The sequence below is a fragment of the Roseomonas fluvialis genome (assembly GCF_022846615.1).
In the GTDB taxonomy this organism is placed as follows: Bacteria; Pseudomonadota; Alphaproteobacteria; order Acetobacterales; family Acetobacteraceae; genus Neoroseomonas; species Neoroseomonas fluvialis.
The window spans coordinates 4,955,893-4,971,319 of record NZ_AP025637.1 but is presented as its reverse complement, the minus strand read 5'-3'; the positions used below and the strand labels follow the sequence as shown (position 1 = coordinate 4,971,319).

Annotated in this window: 12 protein-coding genes; 5 read left to right on the top strand and 7 right to left on the bottom strand. The window is 71.1% G+C overall.

Annotated elements, in window-relative coordinates; genetic code table 11:
• Positions 1–79 precede the first annotated feature (79 nt).
• Positions 80–4,222: a choice-of-anchor I family protein gene (locus MWM08_RS23840; protein ID WP_244409008.1), complete on the top strand. Its 4,143-nt coding sequence runs from the start codon at positions 80–82 to the stop codon at positions 4,220–4,222.
• Positions 4,223–4,247: 25 nt separating this feature from the next.
• Here the strand turns inward: MWM08_RS23840 and MWM08_RS23835 are convergent, their stop codons facing one another.
• Positions 4,248–5,564 (bottom strand): M20 family metallopeptidase, encoded by a 1,317-nt coding sequence (locus tag MWM08_RS23835; RefSeq protein WP_244409007.1) that lies wholly within the window; start codon positions 5,562–5,564, stop codon positions 4,248–4,250.
• A 117-nt stretch (positions 5,565–5,681) separates the two neighbouring features.
• Here MWM08_RS23835 and MWM08_RS23830 point away from each other — a divergent pair, with 117 nt between their 5' ends.
• The gene (locus tag MWM08_RS23830; RefSeq protein WP_244409006.1) at positions 5,682–6,368 is read left to right on the top strand and encodes a glutathione S-transferase; all 687 of its coding nucleotides are present in this window, start codon (positions 5,682–5,684) and stop codon (positions 6,366–6,368) included.
• Between the two features lie 65 nt (positions 6,369–6,433).
• Here MWM08_RS23830 and MWM08_RS23825 read toward each other — a convergent pair whose 3' ends face one another.
• Entirely contained in the window at positions 6,434–8,107 is a 1,674-nt protein-coding gene (locus tag MWM08_RS23825) for a M3 family oligoendopeptidase (protein ID WP_244409005.1), read from the bottom strand.
• Positions 8,108–8,275: 168 nt separating this feature from the next.
• Here MWM08_RS23825 and MWM08_RS23820 point away from each other — a divergent pair, with 168 nt between their 5' ends.
• Positions 8,276–8,938 carry a substrate-binding domain-containing protein gene (locus MWM08_RS23820; protein ID WP_244409004.1) on the top strand — a complete coding sequence of 221 codons (663 nt, stop codon included), beginning with the start codon at positions 8,276–8,278 and terminating at the stop codon, positions 8,936–8,938.
• A gap of 75 nt (positions 8,939–9,013) precedes the next feature.
• Here MWM08_RS23820 and MWM08_RS23815 read toward each other — a convergent pair whose 3' ends face one another.
• Complete coding sequence (locus tag MWM08_RS23815; RefSeq protein ID WP_244409003.1) at positions 9,014–10,258, bottom strand: MFS transporter; 1,245 nt, start codon at positions 10,256–10,258, stop codon at positions 9,014–9,016.
• Between the two features lie 259 nt (positions 10,259–10,517).
• Between MWM08_RS23815 and MWM08_RS23810 the strand changes: the two genes are divergently transcribed.
• Complete coding sequence (locus MWM08_RS23810) at positions 10,518–10,814, top strand: hypothetical protein (RefSeq protein ID WP_244409002.1); 297 nt, start codon at positions 10,518–10,520, stop codon at positions 10,812–10,814.
• A gap of 12 nt (positions 10,815–10,826) precedes the next feature.
• On the top strand, positions 10,827–12,290 hold the full coding sequence (locus tag MWM08_RS23805) for a methyl-accepting chemotaxis protein (RefSeq protein WP_244409001.1): 1,464 nt from the start codon (positions 10,827–10,829) through the stop codon (positions 12,288–12,290).
• Positions 12,291–12,389: 99 nt separating this feature from the next.
• Here MWM08_RS23805 and MWM08_RS23800 read toward each other — a convergent pair whose 3' ends face one another.
• The 4 genes from MWM08_RS23800 to MWM08_RS23785 form a co-directional block, all read right to left on the bottom strand.
• On the bottom strand, positions 12,390–13,502 hold the full coding sequence (locus MWM08_RS23800; RefSeq protein ID WP_244409000.1) for a glycosyltransferase family 4 protein: 1,113 nt from the start codon (positions 13,500–13,502) through the stop codon (positions 12,390–12,392).
• A gap of 55 nt (positions 13,503–13,557) precedes the next feature.
• Positions 13,558–14,199, bottom strand: a complete 642-nt coding sequence (gene folE / locus MWM08_RS23795; RefSeq protein WP_244408999.1) for a GTP cyclohydrolase I FolE — start codon at positions 14,197–14,199, stop codon at positions 13,558–13,560.
• 115 nt (positions 14,200–14,314) lie between these two features.
• Positions 14,315–14,728: a Co2+/Mg2+ efflux protein ApaG gene (gene apaG / locus MWM08_RS23790; protein WP_244408998.1), complete on the bottom strand. Its 414-nt coding sequence runs from the start codon at positions 14,726–14,728 to the stop codon at positions 14,315–14,317.
• A gap of 84 nt (positions 14,729–14,812) precedes the next feature.
• The gene (locus MWM08_RS23785; RefSeq protein WP_244408997.1) at positions 14,813–15,424 is read right to left on the bottom strand and encodes a LysE family translocator; all 612 of its coding nucleotides are present in this window, start codon (positions 15,422–15,424) and stop codon (positions 14,813–14,815) included.
• Positions 15,425–15,427: the final 3 nt, after the last annotated feature.

Here is a 15,427-nt window from a genome sequence, read left to right as displayed (position 1 = left end):
TTCCGTCACCGGCCCGTGAGGGAGGCCGGTCTGGCCCCGTCCTATCCGGCAGGCAATCGAACCCCTGCCGGAGAACGTCATGTCGGGCACGCAGCTCAGCGCCACCACGTCCTTTACCCTCGCCCATATTGCAGCGAACGGGTCCGCCGCGCTGGATGCGGAGGTCGCGGCCTACGACGCGGAGACCGGCCTGATCTTCGTGATCGGCCCGAATGGTGTCGATGCCGTGGATGCGGCGACGGGCGTCATCCTGGGTAGCCTGGATACCAGTGCCTTCGGCGCCATCAACTCCGTCGCGGCAAGGGATGGCGTGGTCGCGCTGGCGTTGCAGTCCGACCCCAAGACGGACCCGGGCGTGGTGGTGGTGGCCGATGTGGTGCGCGTGGGTGACGACGTGACGGTCGTGCCACGGACATTCGGTGGCCTGCCCTTCGTGACCGTCGGCGCCCAGCCCGACCAGATCGGCTTCACGCCGGACGGCACCAAGCTGCTGACGGCCAATGAGGGGGAGCCGAATTCCTACGGGCTGGTTGGCAGCGTCGATCCGCTCGGGTCCGTCAGCATCATCGACCTCGTGGCCGGCACCGTGCAAACCGCGGACTTCAGCGCCTTCAACGGGCAGGAGGCCGCGCTGCGCGCCGCCGGCGTGCGCATCTTCGGGCCGGGTGCGAGCGTCGCGCAGGACCTCGAACCCGAATACGTCACGGTCGATCCGAATGACCCGACCAAGGCGTATGTGACCTTGCAGGAGGCGAACGCCATCGCGGTGCTCGACCTCGCCACCGCGACTTTCACCGACATCATCCCGCTCGGCTTCAAGGACCACGGGCTGGCCGGCAACGAGATCTCCGCCAACGACCAGGACAACGTCTTCGCGCCCGCCACCTTCGACAATGTCTTCGGGATGTACCAGGCCGACGGCATCACGGCGGTTGATGTCGGCGGCACCACGTACCTGATCACGGCGAATGAGGGCGACAGCCGCACCGACTGGCCGGGCTTCAACGAGGAAGCGCGCATCTCGCAGCTGACCCTCGACCCGATCGCCTTCCCCGACCTGGACGGGAACGGCCGCGCCGATGTCGTCGATTCGATCGGCCGTCTGACGGTCACCAACGCGCTCGGCGACACCGACGGGGACGGTGACTTCGACCAGCTCTACGTCTTCGGCGGCCGGTCCTTCAGCGTGTGGAACACCGAGGGCGAGCTGGTCTTCGACAGCGGCAACCTGCTGGACGAGATCATCGCCACGCAGTTCCCCGGCAGCTACGACGAGAACCGCGACGACAACAAGGGTGTCGAGCCCGAGAGCATCACGATCGGCCAGGTCGGCGCCGACACCTTCGTGTTCGTGGCGCTCGAGCGTGCCGATGGCGTGGCCGCCTTCCGCATGGACGGCCCGGCCGACTTCACCTTCGCCGGCTTCTTCACCACGCCGGGCGACGACGCGCCGGAAGTCATCACCTTCATCCCGGCCGAGGACGCACCTGGCGGCGTCCCGCTGCTGGTGGTGCCGAACGAGGACAGCGCGACCACAACTGCCTATGAGCTGAACGCCACCTTCAAGCTGCAGCTCCTGCACTTCTCGGATGCCGAGGCGGGGCTGCTGGCCTCCACCACCGCGCCGCTGCTCGCGGCGCTGGTCGATGCCTTCGATGACGATTACGGGAACACGCTGATCCTGGCGGGCGGCGACAACTACATCCCGAGCCCGTTCTTCGCGGCCGGCACCGATCCCTCGGTCGCCGCGACGCATACGCGCGGTGACAATCCCGGTGCGGCGGATATCGAGATCCACAACCGCATCGGCGTCGAGGCCTCGACCGTCGGCAACCATGAATTCGACTTCGGCACGCGCGCCTTCTCGGATGCCGTGGCCGATGCTGCCTTCCCCTATCTCACGGCCAACCTCGATTTCTCGGGTGATGCCGACATCCGCGGCCGCTACACCGAGACGGTGGGCGTGGGCGGGCTCGAGGACGCCACCGCGCTGCGCGGGCGCATCGTGCCCTCCGCCGTGGTCGACAAGGGCGGTGAGAAGATCGGCCTGGTCGGCGTTACCACGCAGATCCTCGAAGCCATTTCCTCGACCGGTGGGGTCGAGGTGAAGGGCTTCGCTGGCGACGGCTCCGAGACCAACGACATGGCGCAGCTGGCGGCGTTGCTGCAGCCGGTGATCGACGACCTGCGCACTCAGGGCGTCGACAAGATCATCCTGATGTCGCACCTCCAGCAGATCGCGTTCGAACAGGCGCTGGCGCCGTTGCTGGAAGGCGTGGACATCATCCTCGCCGCCGGGTCGAACACCCGCCTGGGCGACGAGACCGACGAGGCGGTGGCCTTCCCCGGCCATGCTGCCGACTTCGCCAATACCTACCCGATCCTGACCACCGGCGCGGATGGCGGCACCACGCTGATCGTCAACACCGACAATGAATTCACCTACCTGGGTCGCCTGGTGGTGGAGTTTGACGACCAGGGCCGCATCATCACCGACAGCCTCGACCCCGCGATCAACGGCGCCTATGCCGCGACGCGCGAGAACGTGGCCGAGGCCTGGGGCGTCGATGAGGCCGACCTCGACACCACTGCCTTCGCCGAGGGCACCAAGGGTGCCGAGGTGCAGGAGATCACCGACGCCGTGCAGGCCGTCATCGCCGCCAAGGACGGCGAGATCTGGGGCTTCACCGAGGTCTACCTCGAAGGCGAGCGCAACCAGGTGCGCAACCAGGAGACCAACCTCGGCAACCTGACGGCCGATGCCAACCTGTTCGCCGCCCAGCAGGCGCTGGGTAGCGGCGCGCTGGTGGTCTCGCTGAAGAACGGTGGCGGCATCCGCACCGCGATCGGTGCGGTGGACGTGGTGACCGGCGAGAAGGATCCGCCGATCGCCAACCCCGATGCCGGCAAGCCGGAGGGCGGCATCTCGACGCTCGACATCGAGAATTCGCTGCGGTTCAACAACCGCCTGGTGGTGTTCGACACCACGGCGGCCGGGCTGAAGGCGATCCTGGAGCACGGCTTCGCCAGCCTCGGCAACCAGGGGCGCTTCCCGCAGCTGGGCGGGCTGTCCATCTCCTACGATCCTGACCTGCCGGCCGGGTCGCGCGTGCTGAACGTGGCCGCCATCGACGCGAACGGCGACATCGTCGCGCGCATCATCGAGAACGGCATGGTCAGCGCCGATGCGCCGGCGCTGATCAGCGTGGTGACGCTGAACTTCCTGGCGCAGGGCGGCGACGGCTACCCGGTCAAGGCGAATGCCGAGAATTTCCGCTACCTGCTGGAGGACGGCACGCTCGGCCCCGTGCTGGACGAGACGACCGACATATCCGTCGCGCCGGCCGGCGCGCTCGGCGAACAGCAGGCGCTGAAGGACTTCCTGCAGGAGTTCCACGCCACACCGGGCGCCGCCTTCGACGAAGCGGACACGGCGGTATCGGGCGACACCCGCATCCAGGACCTGAATGTGCGGAGCGAGGATACGGTGCTGGACGGCATCGTGCTGGTCGGCGGCGGTCTGCTGGATGGCACCGTGGGTGATGACCGCATCACCGGTCGCAACACCTCCGATACCGTGCTGGCGGGTGCCGGCAATGACACGATCATCGCCGGCAGCGGGCAGGACAGCATCGACGGCGGCGGCGGTGCCGACAGCATCCGCGGCGATGCGGGCTTCGACACCATCAACGGCGGAGACGGCCGCGACACCATCCGGGGTGGCGCCAACGATGACCGGCTGCTGGGCGATGCGGGCGATGACCTCATCGAGGGGGAGGATGGCGTCGACGAAATCTTCGGCGGCGCCGGCGACGACACCCTGCGTGGTGGCCGGCGCGAGGACACCATCGATGGTGGCGACGACGACGACCTGATCGAGGGCGACATCGGCTTCGACGTCCTCTCGGGCGGCGCTGGCAACGACACGATATCGGGTGGCCTGTCGCGCGATACCATCACCGGTGGGGAGGGCGATGACCTGCTCTCCGGTGGTGTCGGGCCCGACCGCTTCTACTTCGGACCCGGCAGCGGTGCCGACACGATCACCGACTTCGTGCCGTCCGACCGCATCGTCCTCGACGGCCTGGCCGTCACGGCCCGCACGGTGTTCGATGCCGACGCGGACGGCCGGGACGACCTGCTGCTCACGCTCGACGATGGTGGGTCGATCACGCTGATCGACGTGACGCGGCTGACCCCGGTGGCGATCGAACTGATCTGACGGCGCGGCGCGGGCGGGGCGGGGGCTATCCTTCCTCCGCCCCGCACCACAGCCCGATCAGCGCGGCGATCACCGCCACGCCGCGCCGGTAGTCCGCGACATCCACCCATTCGTCGCGGCCGCCATTCTGCGTGAGGTCGCCGCAGAGCGGCCCAAGCCCGACGCAGGGTATACCCGACTGCACCATCGGGTTGCGGATGTCCGAGGATGTGTGCAGCGGGTTGATCTCCGGCGCGGTGCCGGTGCCCAGGCGCACCGCTTCGCTGGTCGCGTGCCACAGCGCGTGGTCCTGCCCGACCTCGGCCCCCGTCACCCCCGACAGCCACTGGACCTCGGGCGGATGCGCCGCAAGCGTCGCGTGGGCGGCGGCCGCCTCGTTCAGCGCGGCCTCGACCTCCGCCTGCACGTCGGCGAGCTTCTCGCCCGGCGGGAAGGCCAGCGCGCAGGAGAGCTGCACGGCCGGCGGCACGCGTGAGGCACGGCCATCGCCCAGCGCGCGGATATCGCCGATCAGCAGGTTGGTGGACCGCCCGATGGCGGCATCGAGCACCGGGTGATGGACTCGCGCGCCGCGGCGCGCATCGAGCGCGCGCAGGGCCGCGACCACCGGTGGCACCAGGTCGATCGGGTTCACCGCGAGATGTGCGAAGGCAGTGTGCCCGGGTTCCTGCGTGGGTGGCTGGGTGCCGCGCAGCACGATGCGGAATACCAGCTGGCCCGGGGCGAGCGCCTTCACCTCCCGCATGCCGATGCCCGATTCGGCCGGGTGAAGGTACACCGCCGCATCCGCCGCGACCCCGCCATGCAGCAGCGCATGCACGCCGCGCGCATGGCGCTTCGATGGCGTGCTCGCCAGGATCACGTCGCCCTTGGGGCGCAGCCCAGCCGCCTGCAGCACGCGCACGGCCTCCACCATGGTCGCCACGCCGGCCAGGTCGTCCGCCACGCCCCAGCCATGGATGCGCCCCTGCGCGACCGCACCGGCGAAGGGGTCGTGCGTCCAGCCATGCTGGGGCTGGAAGGCCTCGCCATCCGGATGCGCGAAGAAGATCACGCTGCGCCCGCCGCCGGTGCCGGGCAGGCGGGCGAGCACGGCCACGCGCTCCTCGGCGGCCATGGCGGCCTCGGCGGCGAATTCCTCGCGCAGCTGCACCTCGGCCGGCTTGTAGCGGCGGCGTTCCACGCTGCAGCCGGCGGCCTCCGCGGCCTCGGCGATGCGCGCCTGCACGGCTTCCTCGCCGGATTGCTGCAGGCGGATCAGCTCGCGCAGGAAGGCGACCGAGGCGTCCCCGCCGGCCTCGGCGGCGGCGGCGATGCGGGTGGCGACATCGGATGCTGGCATGCGGAAGATCCTGGGTGGTTCGTGCGATGGTTCGGCCCGCGCGACGTGCCGTCAAGCGCTGGCCAGCGCGGGGCTGCCGCGCCATCCTTGCGCGCATCGTGCGGGAGGCATCGCGGCATGCGGCTGATCATCGGGGGCAAGTGGTCCTCCACCTGGACCATGCGCGGCTGGCTGGCCTGCAAGCTCTCGGGCCTGCCCTTCGAGGCGGAGACGCTGTTCCTGTCGCGCCCTGACAGCAAGGCGCGCCTGGCCGAGGCCTCGCCCACCGGGCTGATCCCGGTGCTGGTGGATGACGGCTTCGCCGTGACCGACACGCTGGCGATCGCGGAATACCTGTGGGAACGCGCGCCGGGCTGCGACATCTGGCCGGGGGACCTGCGCGCGCGCACCGCTGCGCGGATGTCGGCCGCCGAAATGCACGCGCATTTCGCCGAACTGCGCGCCGCCATGCCGATGAACCTGCTGAAGCGCTGGCCGATCGCGAACGGCATTCCGTCCAACGCCAAGCTTCTCGGCCGTCCGGGTGTCGAGGCGCAGGTCGCGCGCGTGCAGCAATCCTGGCGTGACACGCGCACCGCCTGGGGGGCCGGCGGGCCGTACCTGTTCGGGGCGCGGTTCAGTTTCGCGGATGCGATGTGGGCGCCGATGGCCTCGCGCTTCCGCACCTATTCCGTGGCTCTGGCGCCCGATGCGCAGGCCTATGCCGATGCGGTGCTGGCGCATCCGCTGGTGGCGGAATGGGTCGAGGGCGCGCACGCCCAGGCGCGCGAGATCGGGTTCGAGGCCTGCGCCGCCTGGCCGTGAGAAACCCGGGCTTCGCACTCAGCCGCCCTGCCTACCCTGCGCGCGGGCCGGGCCTGCCACTGGTCTCACACGCCGAGCACCGACGCCGCTTCGTTCACCGCCGCTTCCAGCGCGCCCTCGGCGAAGGGCGAGACCAGCCCCGCCGAGGCCACCAGCCCCTGGAAGGGCATCGACCCGCCGCGCCCGCACAGCGCCACATAGGCATCGAGCGCACCCTTCGCGTCGCGCCGAGACCACACCCAGAACTGCAGCGCGACGCATAGCGCCAGCGTGTAGTCGATGTAGTAGAAGGGCGAGTTGTAGATGTGCTGCTTCGCCTGCCAGCGCCCGCCCTTGGCCGGGTAGGCGAGGTCGCCATAGTCGGTCCAGGGCATGTAGTGGCGTTCGAGCCGCTGCCACATCGCGTGGCGTTCCGCCGGCGTCGCATCCGGGTTCGCGTAGACCTCGTGCTGGAAGTGATCGACGCAGACGCCGTAGGGCAGGAAGGACAGTGCTCCGATCAGGTGCATCGCGCGGTAGCGGTCGGCGGCCGCATCGCCCACCAGCAGCCCCATCTGCGGATGCGTGAGGTATTCGAGGCCCATGGAGTGGATCTCGGCCGCCTCCATGGTCGGCCACAGATAGTCCACGCCCGGCTGGTGCCGGCTTTCCCAGCACTGGAAGGCGTGGCCCATCTCGTGCGTGAAGACGCCGATGTCGTTGTGCGTGCCGTTGAAGTTGGCGAAGATGAAGGGCGCGCCGACGCTGGGAAACGACGTGCAGAAGCCGCCGCCCGCCTTGCCCGAGCGGTTCTTCAGGTCGAGGAACCCGCCTTCGCGCATCATTGCGTAGAAGCCCGCGAGCCGCGGGTCCATGCGGTCGAACATGGTCTGCGCGGCCATCACCAGCGTGTCGTGGTCGCCAGCCGGCTTCGGGTTGCCGGCGGGGTCGATCAGCGCCTCGTCCCAATAGCGCAGGCGGTCCCAGCCATGGGTGGCGCGGCGGGCTTCCAGGATGCGCGCGACCAGTGGCGTGACATGCCGCGCGACGGCGTCGCGATACCGCGCCACATCCGCTGGCCCGTAGTCGAGCCGCCGCATGCGCCGATAGGCCAGCGGCGTGAAGGTGGCGTCGCCCAGCTTGCGCGCCATGCCCGTGCGCAGGCGCACGAGCTGGTCGTAGATCTCGTCCAGCGCATCGCCGTTGCGCGCGAAGAAACCCCAGCGCGCGGCCTCGGCCTCGTGGCGCGTCGCGCGGTCGGGGTCCTCGGCGAAGGGGGCGATGCCCGAGAGGTTCAGCTCATGGCCCTTCAGTGCCACCTTCGCGCTGGCCAGCAGCGCCGTATAGCGGGCGCAAAGCCGGCTTTCCTCCTCGGTATCCGCCGCGATGGCCGGGTCGAAGGCGGTGATGTCGGTTTCCCAAAGTGCCACCGCATGCGCGCCGGCGGTCGCTTCCAGGCCGGCGCGATCGCCATCGGCCAGCAGGCGCCGCTTCAGCGCGGTCTCGTGCGTCGCGGCCTCCGGCGCCAGCGCATCGGCGTATTCGCGCGCGGCGACGGCGTCGGCATCGGCGGTGTTCTGCGCGAAGCGCAGGTGCACCAGCGACGACCAGGTGTCGTAGTCGCGCCGCGCCTTGTCCCACAGCGCGAGCGCGCCGGGCCGGTCCCCGGCATCGAGGCGCGCATCGATCGCGGCATGCGTCGCGGCCAGGCTGTCCCGGTCGGGGCGTGGGGCGGTGATGTGGTCGAAGCGCAGGGTCATGGCAGCGTCCAGAATGGCGGCATGTCCAGGTGCAGCGCACCGGGGCGCAGCGTCAAGTGCGGGCTGCGGGCGGTGGCGCCGGCGCCGCGCCGGGGCCAGACTGCACCGCCAGAGACCGTCGCCATCCGCCGTCGGTCCCGCGCCCCGGAGCCCGCCATGCCGCGCCTGATGTCCACCCTAGCCATCGCCGGCCTGCTGCGCGAGGCGGCGCCGGCGATCGAGGCCGCGTTGGGCGCGCGGCTGGATGTCGAACTCGCACCGACCCGCGCGCTGGAGGCCCGCATCCGCGCGGGCGAGGGCGCGGATGCCGCGGTGCTGACGGCCGAGGCGATCGCGGCGCTGTCTGCGGAATGCGTGTTGGATGGCTCCACGGCGCGGGCGCTCGCGCATTCGCGCGTGGGCCTCGCCGTGAAGGCCGGCACGCCGCATCCGGACATCGCGAACGTGGCCGCGCTGCGCCGCCTGCTCATCGACGTGCCGTCGCTCTGCTACTCGCGTGCCGGCGCCTCGGGCATTTTCTTCGCGGATCTCATCGAACGCCTGGGCATCGCGGATGCCGTGAACGCCAAGGCCGTCGTGATCCCGCAGGGCTTCACGGCGGAGAAGCTGTTGACCGGCGAGGCCGCCATCGCCTTCCAGCAGGTCAGCGAATTGCTCGAGGTGCCGGGCATCGAGGTGGTCGGCGCCCTGCCCGAGGGTGCGCAGACCATCGCGGTATTCTCGGGCGCGGCTTTCGCCGGCGCGCCGGACGGGCCGCGCGTCCTGGCCGCGGTGGCGCGCGCCTGCACGCCGGGCGCGCTGCGCGCGAAGGGGCTTGAACCGCCCGGCTGACCTCTCCGCGACAGCCGATCGCTGTGGGCAAGCGTCTTCGCCCGGCCGGATGCTTCGATCCCGCCGGGACGTGCCCTATGCCGCGACCCGACGCAGCCCGGCGCCGCGCTGCCAGCGCGTGGCGCGCCGCAGCAGCCACAGCGCGATGCACAGGTTCACCAGGTTCCACGCAATGCCGTTCCACATCGCCGCGCGGTACGACCCGGTCGCGTCGAAGATGGCCCCCGCCATCCAGCCGCCCAGCGCCATGCCGACCAGCGTGGAGGACAGCGCTATGCCCACGCGCGTGCCCGCCTGCGCCGGGGGGAAGTATTCGCGCACGATCATCGCGTAGGACGGCACGATCCCGCCCTGGAACAGCCCGAACACCGCGCTGACCGCAAACAGCGCCACCATGCCGTCGGCCGGCAGGAACAGGAACAGCGCGACACCCTGCAGCGCGGAGCCCAGCACCAGCGTGCGCAGCCCGCCGATCCGGTCCATCACCGCGCCGAACAAAAGGCGCGAGACGATGCCCGCCGCCAGCATGACCGAGAGCATCTGCGCGCCACGCTGCGCGCCGTAGCCCAGGTCCACGCAATACGCGACGATGTGCACCTGCGGCATGGCCATGGCGACGCAGCAGGCGATCCCCGCCGCGCCGAGGATCGCCTGCAGCAGGTTCGGCGGCAGCCCGAGCGGATGCACCACCGCCACGCCGGCCGGCCGCGGTGGCGACGCCGGCGGCAGCGGCGGGCGGGTGCGCAGCGCGAGCGCGAGCGGCAGCATGGTCGCGATGCACACCGCGCCCATCGCCAGGTGCGCATGCCGCCAGCCGATCGTCTCCACGCCCCATTGCAGCAGCGGCGGCCAGACCGTGCCCGCCAGGTAATTGCCGGAGGCAGCGAGCGCGAGCGCGATGCCGCGCCGGCGCGCGAACCACAGGGATGCATCCGCGATCAGCGGCCCGAACACCGCCGCCGCCCCGAGGCAGCCCATCAGCACGCCATAGGCCAGCCCGAAATAGAACACGCTCGGCGCCAGTGCCGCCGCCACGCCGCCCGCGCCCAGCGACACCGCGCCCACCAGCACCGGCACCATGACCCCGAAGCGGTCCGCCAGGCGCCCCATCAGCACGCCGCCGAACACGAAGCCGACCATGGTCATGGTGTAGGGCAGGGAAGCATCCGCGCGCGCCGTGCCGAATTCCGCCTGCACCGCCGGCAGCATCACGACCACCGACCACATCGGCGCGCTGCCCAGCATGGACAGCAGCACGATGGCGACCAGGCGCAGCCAGGCACGAGGCGAATCGATCTGCGCGGCCGCGCTGTCCTGCATGGTGACGTTTCCTCGGCGCATAATCGTGCTTCCCGATCAGACGGCACCGGCCCGCTCGTGGCGCGACGGCACTGTCCCGATCCCGGGTGGGTGAGCGGGGCGGAGCCGATACCGACAGGTCGGAAAGCGCGTCAGCGTGGCACGCGGCGCGGCGCGCGGCCAAGCCAGGCCGGCGCATGGCCGCCGCGCGCCCGCCGCGATGTGTCCTGCCCTGCGCCGATCAACCCTGCCGTAACCATGCGGCGCCTATGGTCCGCGGATGCGCGTTGCCCTCCTGCAGATCGGCGCCAGCACGTTCATGCTTCTCGTGCTGGCCATGTGGCCGCGTGCGGGTCAGCCGATCCTGTTGGTGCTGCCGCCTGGCGCGCCGGCCGGTGCTGCCTTCGCGGCGGAGGGCTGGCGCGTGCAGCGCATCGCCGAGGCCGGACCCTTCCGGCTGGTGGTCGCGACACCCGATTCCGCCGCCGGCGACGCCGCCGTGCTCCGCCGGGCGTCAGGCGCCGTGCTCGCCCTTGCCGCGCGCGCGCTCGTCGCCTGTGCGCCCGGCACCCGATAAGGATTGGTCCCGATGGATCTCGAACTGCTGCGCCGCGGTACCGGGCGCTTCCTGCTGGTCCTGCTGTGGGTGCTCGCGCTGCTGACGCCGGTCGCGGCGCTGATCGCGGGTCGCAGCCCGGAGGATGCCGCCATTGGCGCCGCCATGGTCGGGGTCATGGCGCTGGTCGCGAGCGTCGCGGCGCGGGCCGGCGCGGGCGCGCCCGGTGCGCGCCACGCCATAGCGGTGGGGCTGATGGTCAGCGTCTCGGTGCAGGTCTGGCTCGCGCCGCCGGCCCTCGCGATCGACCTGCACATGGCCTATTTCGCGAGCCTCGCGCTGCTCTCCGGCTTCGTGGATTGGCGCAGCATCCTGCTCGGCGCGACGGTGGTGGCGCTGCACCACCTGGTGCTGAACTTCGCGGCGCCCGCCTGGGTCTTCGGCGTGCCCGAGGGCAGCCTGGGCCGCGTCGTGCTGCACGCGGCGGTGCTTGTCGTGGAGTCCTCGGCGCTGATTCTCATGACCCGGCGTCTCGAAGCTGCGGCGCTGCGCACCGACGCCGCGCTGAACGAAGCCCGCGCGGCGCGCGCGGCCGAGGCGGCCGAGGCCGCGCAGCGCCTCGCACAGGAGGAAGCCGCCCGCGGCGCCGCGCAGCAGGCGCGCGAGGGTGTTGCGGTCACGGTCGAACAGCAGATCGGCCGCATCGCGATCGACGTGGAGACGGCCTCGGTCACGCTGGGTGCCGCGGCGCAGCGCATTTCCACGGCGGCGGGCGAAGGCGCGGCGGGCGCGCAATCCGCGCGCGCCGCCGTGGCCGAGGCCTCCGGCGGCGTGCAGGCGGTCGCCGCCGGGGCCGAGCAGCTCGCGGCCTCGGTCTCCGAGATCTCGCGCCAGGTCGCGGCGGCCGCGAGCGTGGCGCGCACCGCCGCCGAACGCGCCGACGCGACCGGCGGGATCGTCCGCGGCCTGTCCGAAGGCGCGCAGCGCATCGGTGACGTGGTGCGCCTGATCGGCGAGATCGCGGGCCAGACCAACCTTCTGGCGCTCAATGCCACGATCGAGGCCGCGCGCGCGGGCGAATCCGGCAAGGGCTTCGCCGTGGTCGCGAGCGAGGTGAAGGCGTTGGCCGGCCAGACCGCCCGCGCCACCGAGGAGATCGGCGCGCAGGTTGCCGCCATCCAGCACGAGACGCAGGGCGCGGTCGATGCGATCCAGGGCATCGCCGAGGTGGTGCAGCAGGTCAACGAGGTCGCCGCCGCGATCGCCGCCGCGGTCGAGCAACAGGGGGCGGCGACGCGCGAGATTGCCGGCAGCACCGCGGGCGTGGCGCGCGGCACGGAGCTGGCCTCCGATGCGGTCGACACCGCTGCCGAACGCATGGCGCGCACCCGGGCGGAGGTCGCCGAACTCGAGCGCATGTCGGAGCGGCTGCGCCGTGAGGCCGCGGCGCTGCGCGCTGCGCTCGGCTCGACGCTGGCGGGGTTGCGCGCGGCCTGAACCGCGCAACAACCGAGTCCGTCCGCCCTGGCTGACGTCGGCGTCCCTGGCGGGGGCATCCGGGCCGGATCAGATGCCGCCATCCGGGGTGGTTCTGCTCTACAGCCCCATGAGGTCGAGCGTCCGGCCGATCACCTTCGCCTCGTCGAAACGATCGAGCGCGCGCGCCTGCCCCGCCGCCCCCATGCGCGCGCGCAGCGCCGGGTCGGCCGCCAGGCGCGCCAGCGCGGCGGCGAGCGGCGCGACCTGCATGGGCGGCACCAGCAGGCCGGTCTGGTCGTGCACCACCTGTTCGCGCGGCCCGCGGATGTCGGTGGCGACCACGGGCAGGCCGGTCATCATCGCCTCGATCACGCTCATGGGCAGGCCCTCGAAATGCGAGGGCAGGCAGAAGACGTCCGATGCCGCGAGGATGCGCGCGACGTCGTGCCGGTAGCCCAGCCGTACCACCCGCGTCCCGAGCGCCGCGGCGGCACGCGCGAAATGCGGGTCGAGGTCCTCGCCATGATCGGAGGCGAGGCGTTCGCCCACCACCCAGAGCACGGCATTCGCCGGCGTGGCTTCCATCGCACGCAGCAGCTCCGGATGGCCCTTGTGGCGGACCAGGCGGGAGACGCATGTGATGACGCAGTCATCCTCGCGCGCGCCGAACTCGGCGCGGATCGCGGCGCGCGCCGCCGCGTCGGGATGGAACAGCGCCGGGTCGCGCCCGTTCAGCACCGCAGTGGCGTGGCTGTGGATGCGCAGGCGGCGCGCATCGGCCGCCTCCTCCTCGCTGACCGTCAGGAAGGTATCGGTGATGCGCCCGCCGAGCCTTTCAAGGCGCAGCGACAGCGTGCGGCGCCACCATGGCCCAGGCTGGTTGAACAGGAATCCATGGCAGGTGTAGGCGATGCGCGAAACGCCTGCGGCCTTCGCGGCGGCCCGCGCCAGCAGCCCGCTGATCGGCATGTGCGCATGCACCAGGTCGAAGCGTTCGCGCCGGAACAGGTCCAGCAGGGCGCGGAAGGCCCGCGCCTGGGCGGCCGGGTTCAGGCTGCGCGCCATGGGCAAGGCTTCGACGCGGAAGCCCTCGGCCCGTGGGATGTCGAGCAGCGGACCTTCGGCGCTCACGCCCACCACCTCGTGCCCGCGCGCGCGCGCGCCGCGCATCACCGGCAGCAGGAAGTGCCGCAGCGAGAAATCGACATTGGTGACTTCGCAGATCTTCATGCGCGTTCCGGATTACGCCGGAACGCGCCGATGGGGAATGCGTGGCGCTGCCGCGTCAGCCTTCGCCGGGGCCGCGATTGCCCTGGATCATGGACAGGAATTCCCGCCGCGTGGAGGCATCGTCGCGGAAGGCCCCCAGCATGCGGCTGGTCACCATCGACACGCCGGTCTTGTGCACGCCGCGCGTGGTCATGCACTGGTGCACGGCTTCAAACACCACGGCCACGCCCTTGGGCTTGAGGACGTCGTTGATGACATTGGCCACCTGCGCGGTCAGCTTCTCCTGGATCTGCAGGCGCTTGCCGAAGGCTTCCACGACGCGCGCGAGCTTGCTGATGCCGACCACGCGCCCGTTCGGCAGGTAGGCGATGTGCGCCTTGCCGATGATCGGGCACATGTGGTGTTCGCACATGCTCTCGACGCGGATGTCGCGCAGCAGGACCATCTCGTCATAGCCCTCGACCTCCTCGAACGAACGGGCGAGCAGTTCGACCGGGTCTTCCTCGTAGCCGCAGAACCATTCGCGGTAGGCCTTGGCCACACGCTTGGGCGTGTCGAGCAGGCCTTCGCGGTTCGGGTCGTCGCCGGCCCAGAGCAGCAGGGTGCGGATCGCGTCCTCGGCTTGCGCCTGCGTGGGCCGCGGCAACGTGGTGGCCTGGTCGTCGGCGGGCCCTGTCGTGGGCAGGTGAATGTTCACGGGTCGCGGTTCTTTCCAAGGGCGCACTGCGTCGGACAGATTTCCGTGCCGTCGCGTCACGGCGCCTTCCTCGGACATCGAAATGGGGTGGGTGCGGGAACGCGCAAGCGTCGCGTCAATGCACCCGGCCCGAGGGCTGATGCGGGCTGTCCAGGCTGAAGGCCGGGATGTCCACGTCGAAGCCCTCGCCACTGTCGGTGACGACCATGTGATACGCGCCCTGCATGAAGCCCGAGGCGGTGCCGAGCGGCGTGCCCGATGTGTATTCGAAGCGCCCGCCCGGTTCGAGCACCGGCGTCTCCCCGATCACGCCCGCGCCATGCACGGTCTGCGTGCGGCCGAGCCCGTCAGTGATGCGCCAGGTGCGGCGCAGGAGCTGGACGGTCTCACGCCCGGTATTCGCGATCTCGACCCGATAGGCCCAGACGTATTGCCCGCTCTCAGGCTCCGACTGGTCCGCGAGGTAGAACGCACGCACCGTCACGCGGATGCCGCGCGTGGTGGCGCTGAACTCTTCCTTCCTGGCCATGATGGCAGCCACTCCCCAGGCGTCATTTGAAGCGCTGTGTGGCCGGCTTGTCCACCACCTATGACGCGTGGTTCTTGACTCGCATCAAGAACCGCGCGCCGCGGCGGTCGCGAGCCCCGCGCCGACCAGCATCGCGCCACCCGTCCGGTTGAAGGCGCGCCGCACCGATGGCCGCCCCACCGCGTTCGAAAGCCGTGCCGCAAGCAGCGCATAGATGCCGGCATTCGCCGCGGCGAGCGTGACGAAGGTCGCGACCAGCAGCGCGGCCTGCGGCAGGAAGGGCGTGCCGGCATCCACGAACAACGGAACGAAGGCGACGAAGAAGGCGATGCCCTTCGGGTTCAGCGCCGTCACGACATAGGCATCACGGAAGGCGCGGCGCGCCTGCACCGGTGCTGCTGCCGTGGCGGTGACCGGCGCGCGCCACATCCGGATGCCGAGCCACACCAGGTAGGCCGCGCCGGCAAGCTTCAGCACCGTGAACAGTGTTGCGGAGGCTGCCAGCAGCGCCCCCAGCCCTGCCAGCGACAGCGTCATCGCCGTGAGGTCGCCCAGCGCCACGCCGGCCACCAGCGGCAGCGCGGCGCGCGAACCGCCGCCGAGCGACTGGCCGACCACGAGCAGGATGGTCGGCCCCGGGATCGCCAGCATCACCACGGTCGCAGCGACGAAGGCGAGCCAGGTGTCGAGCGGCACGGC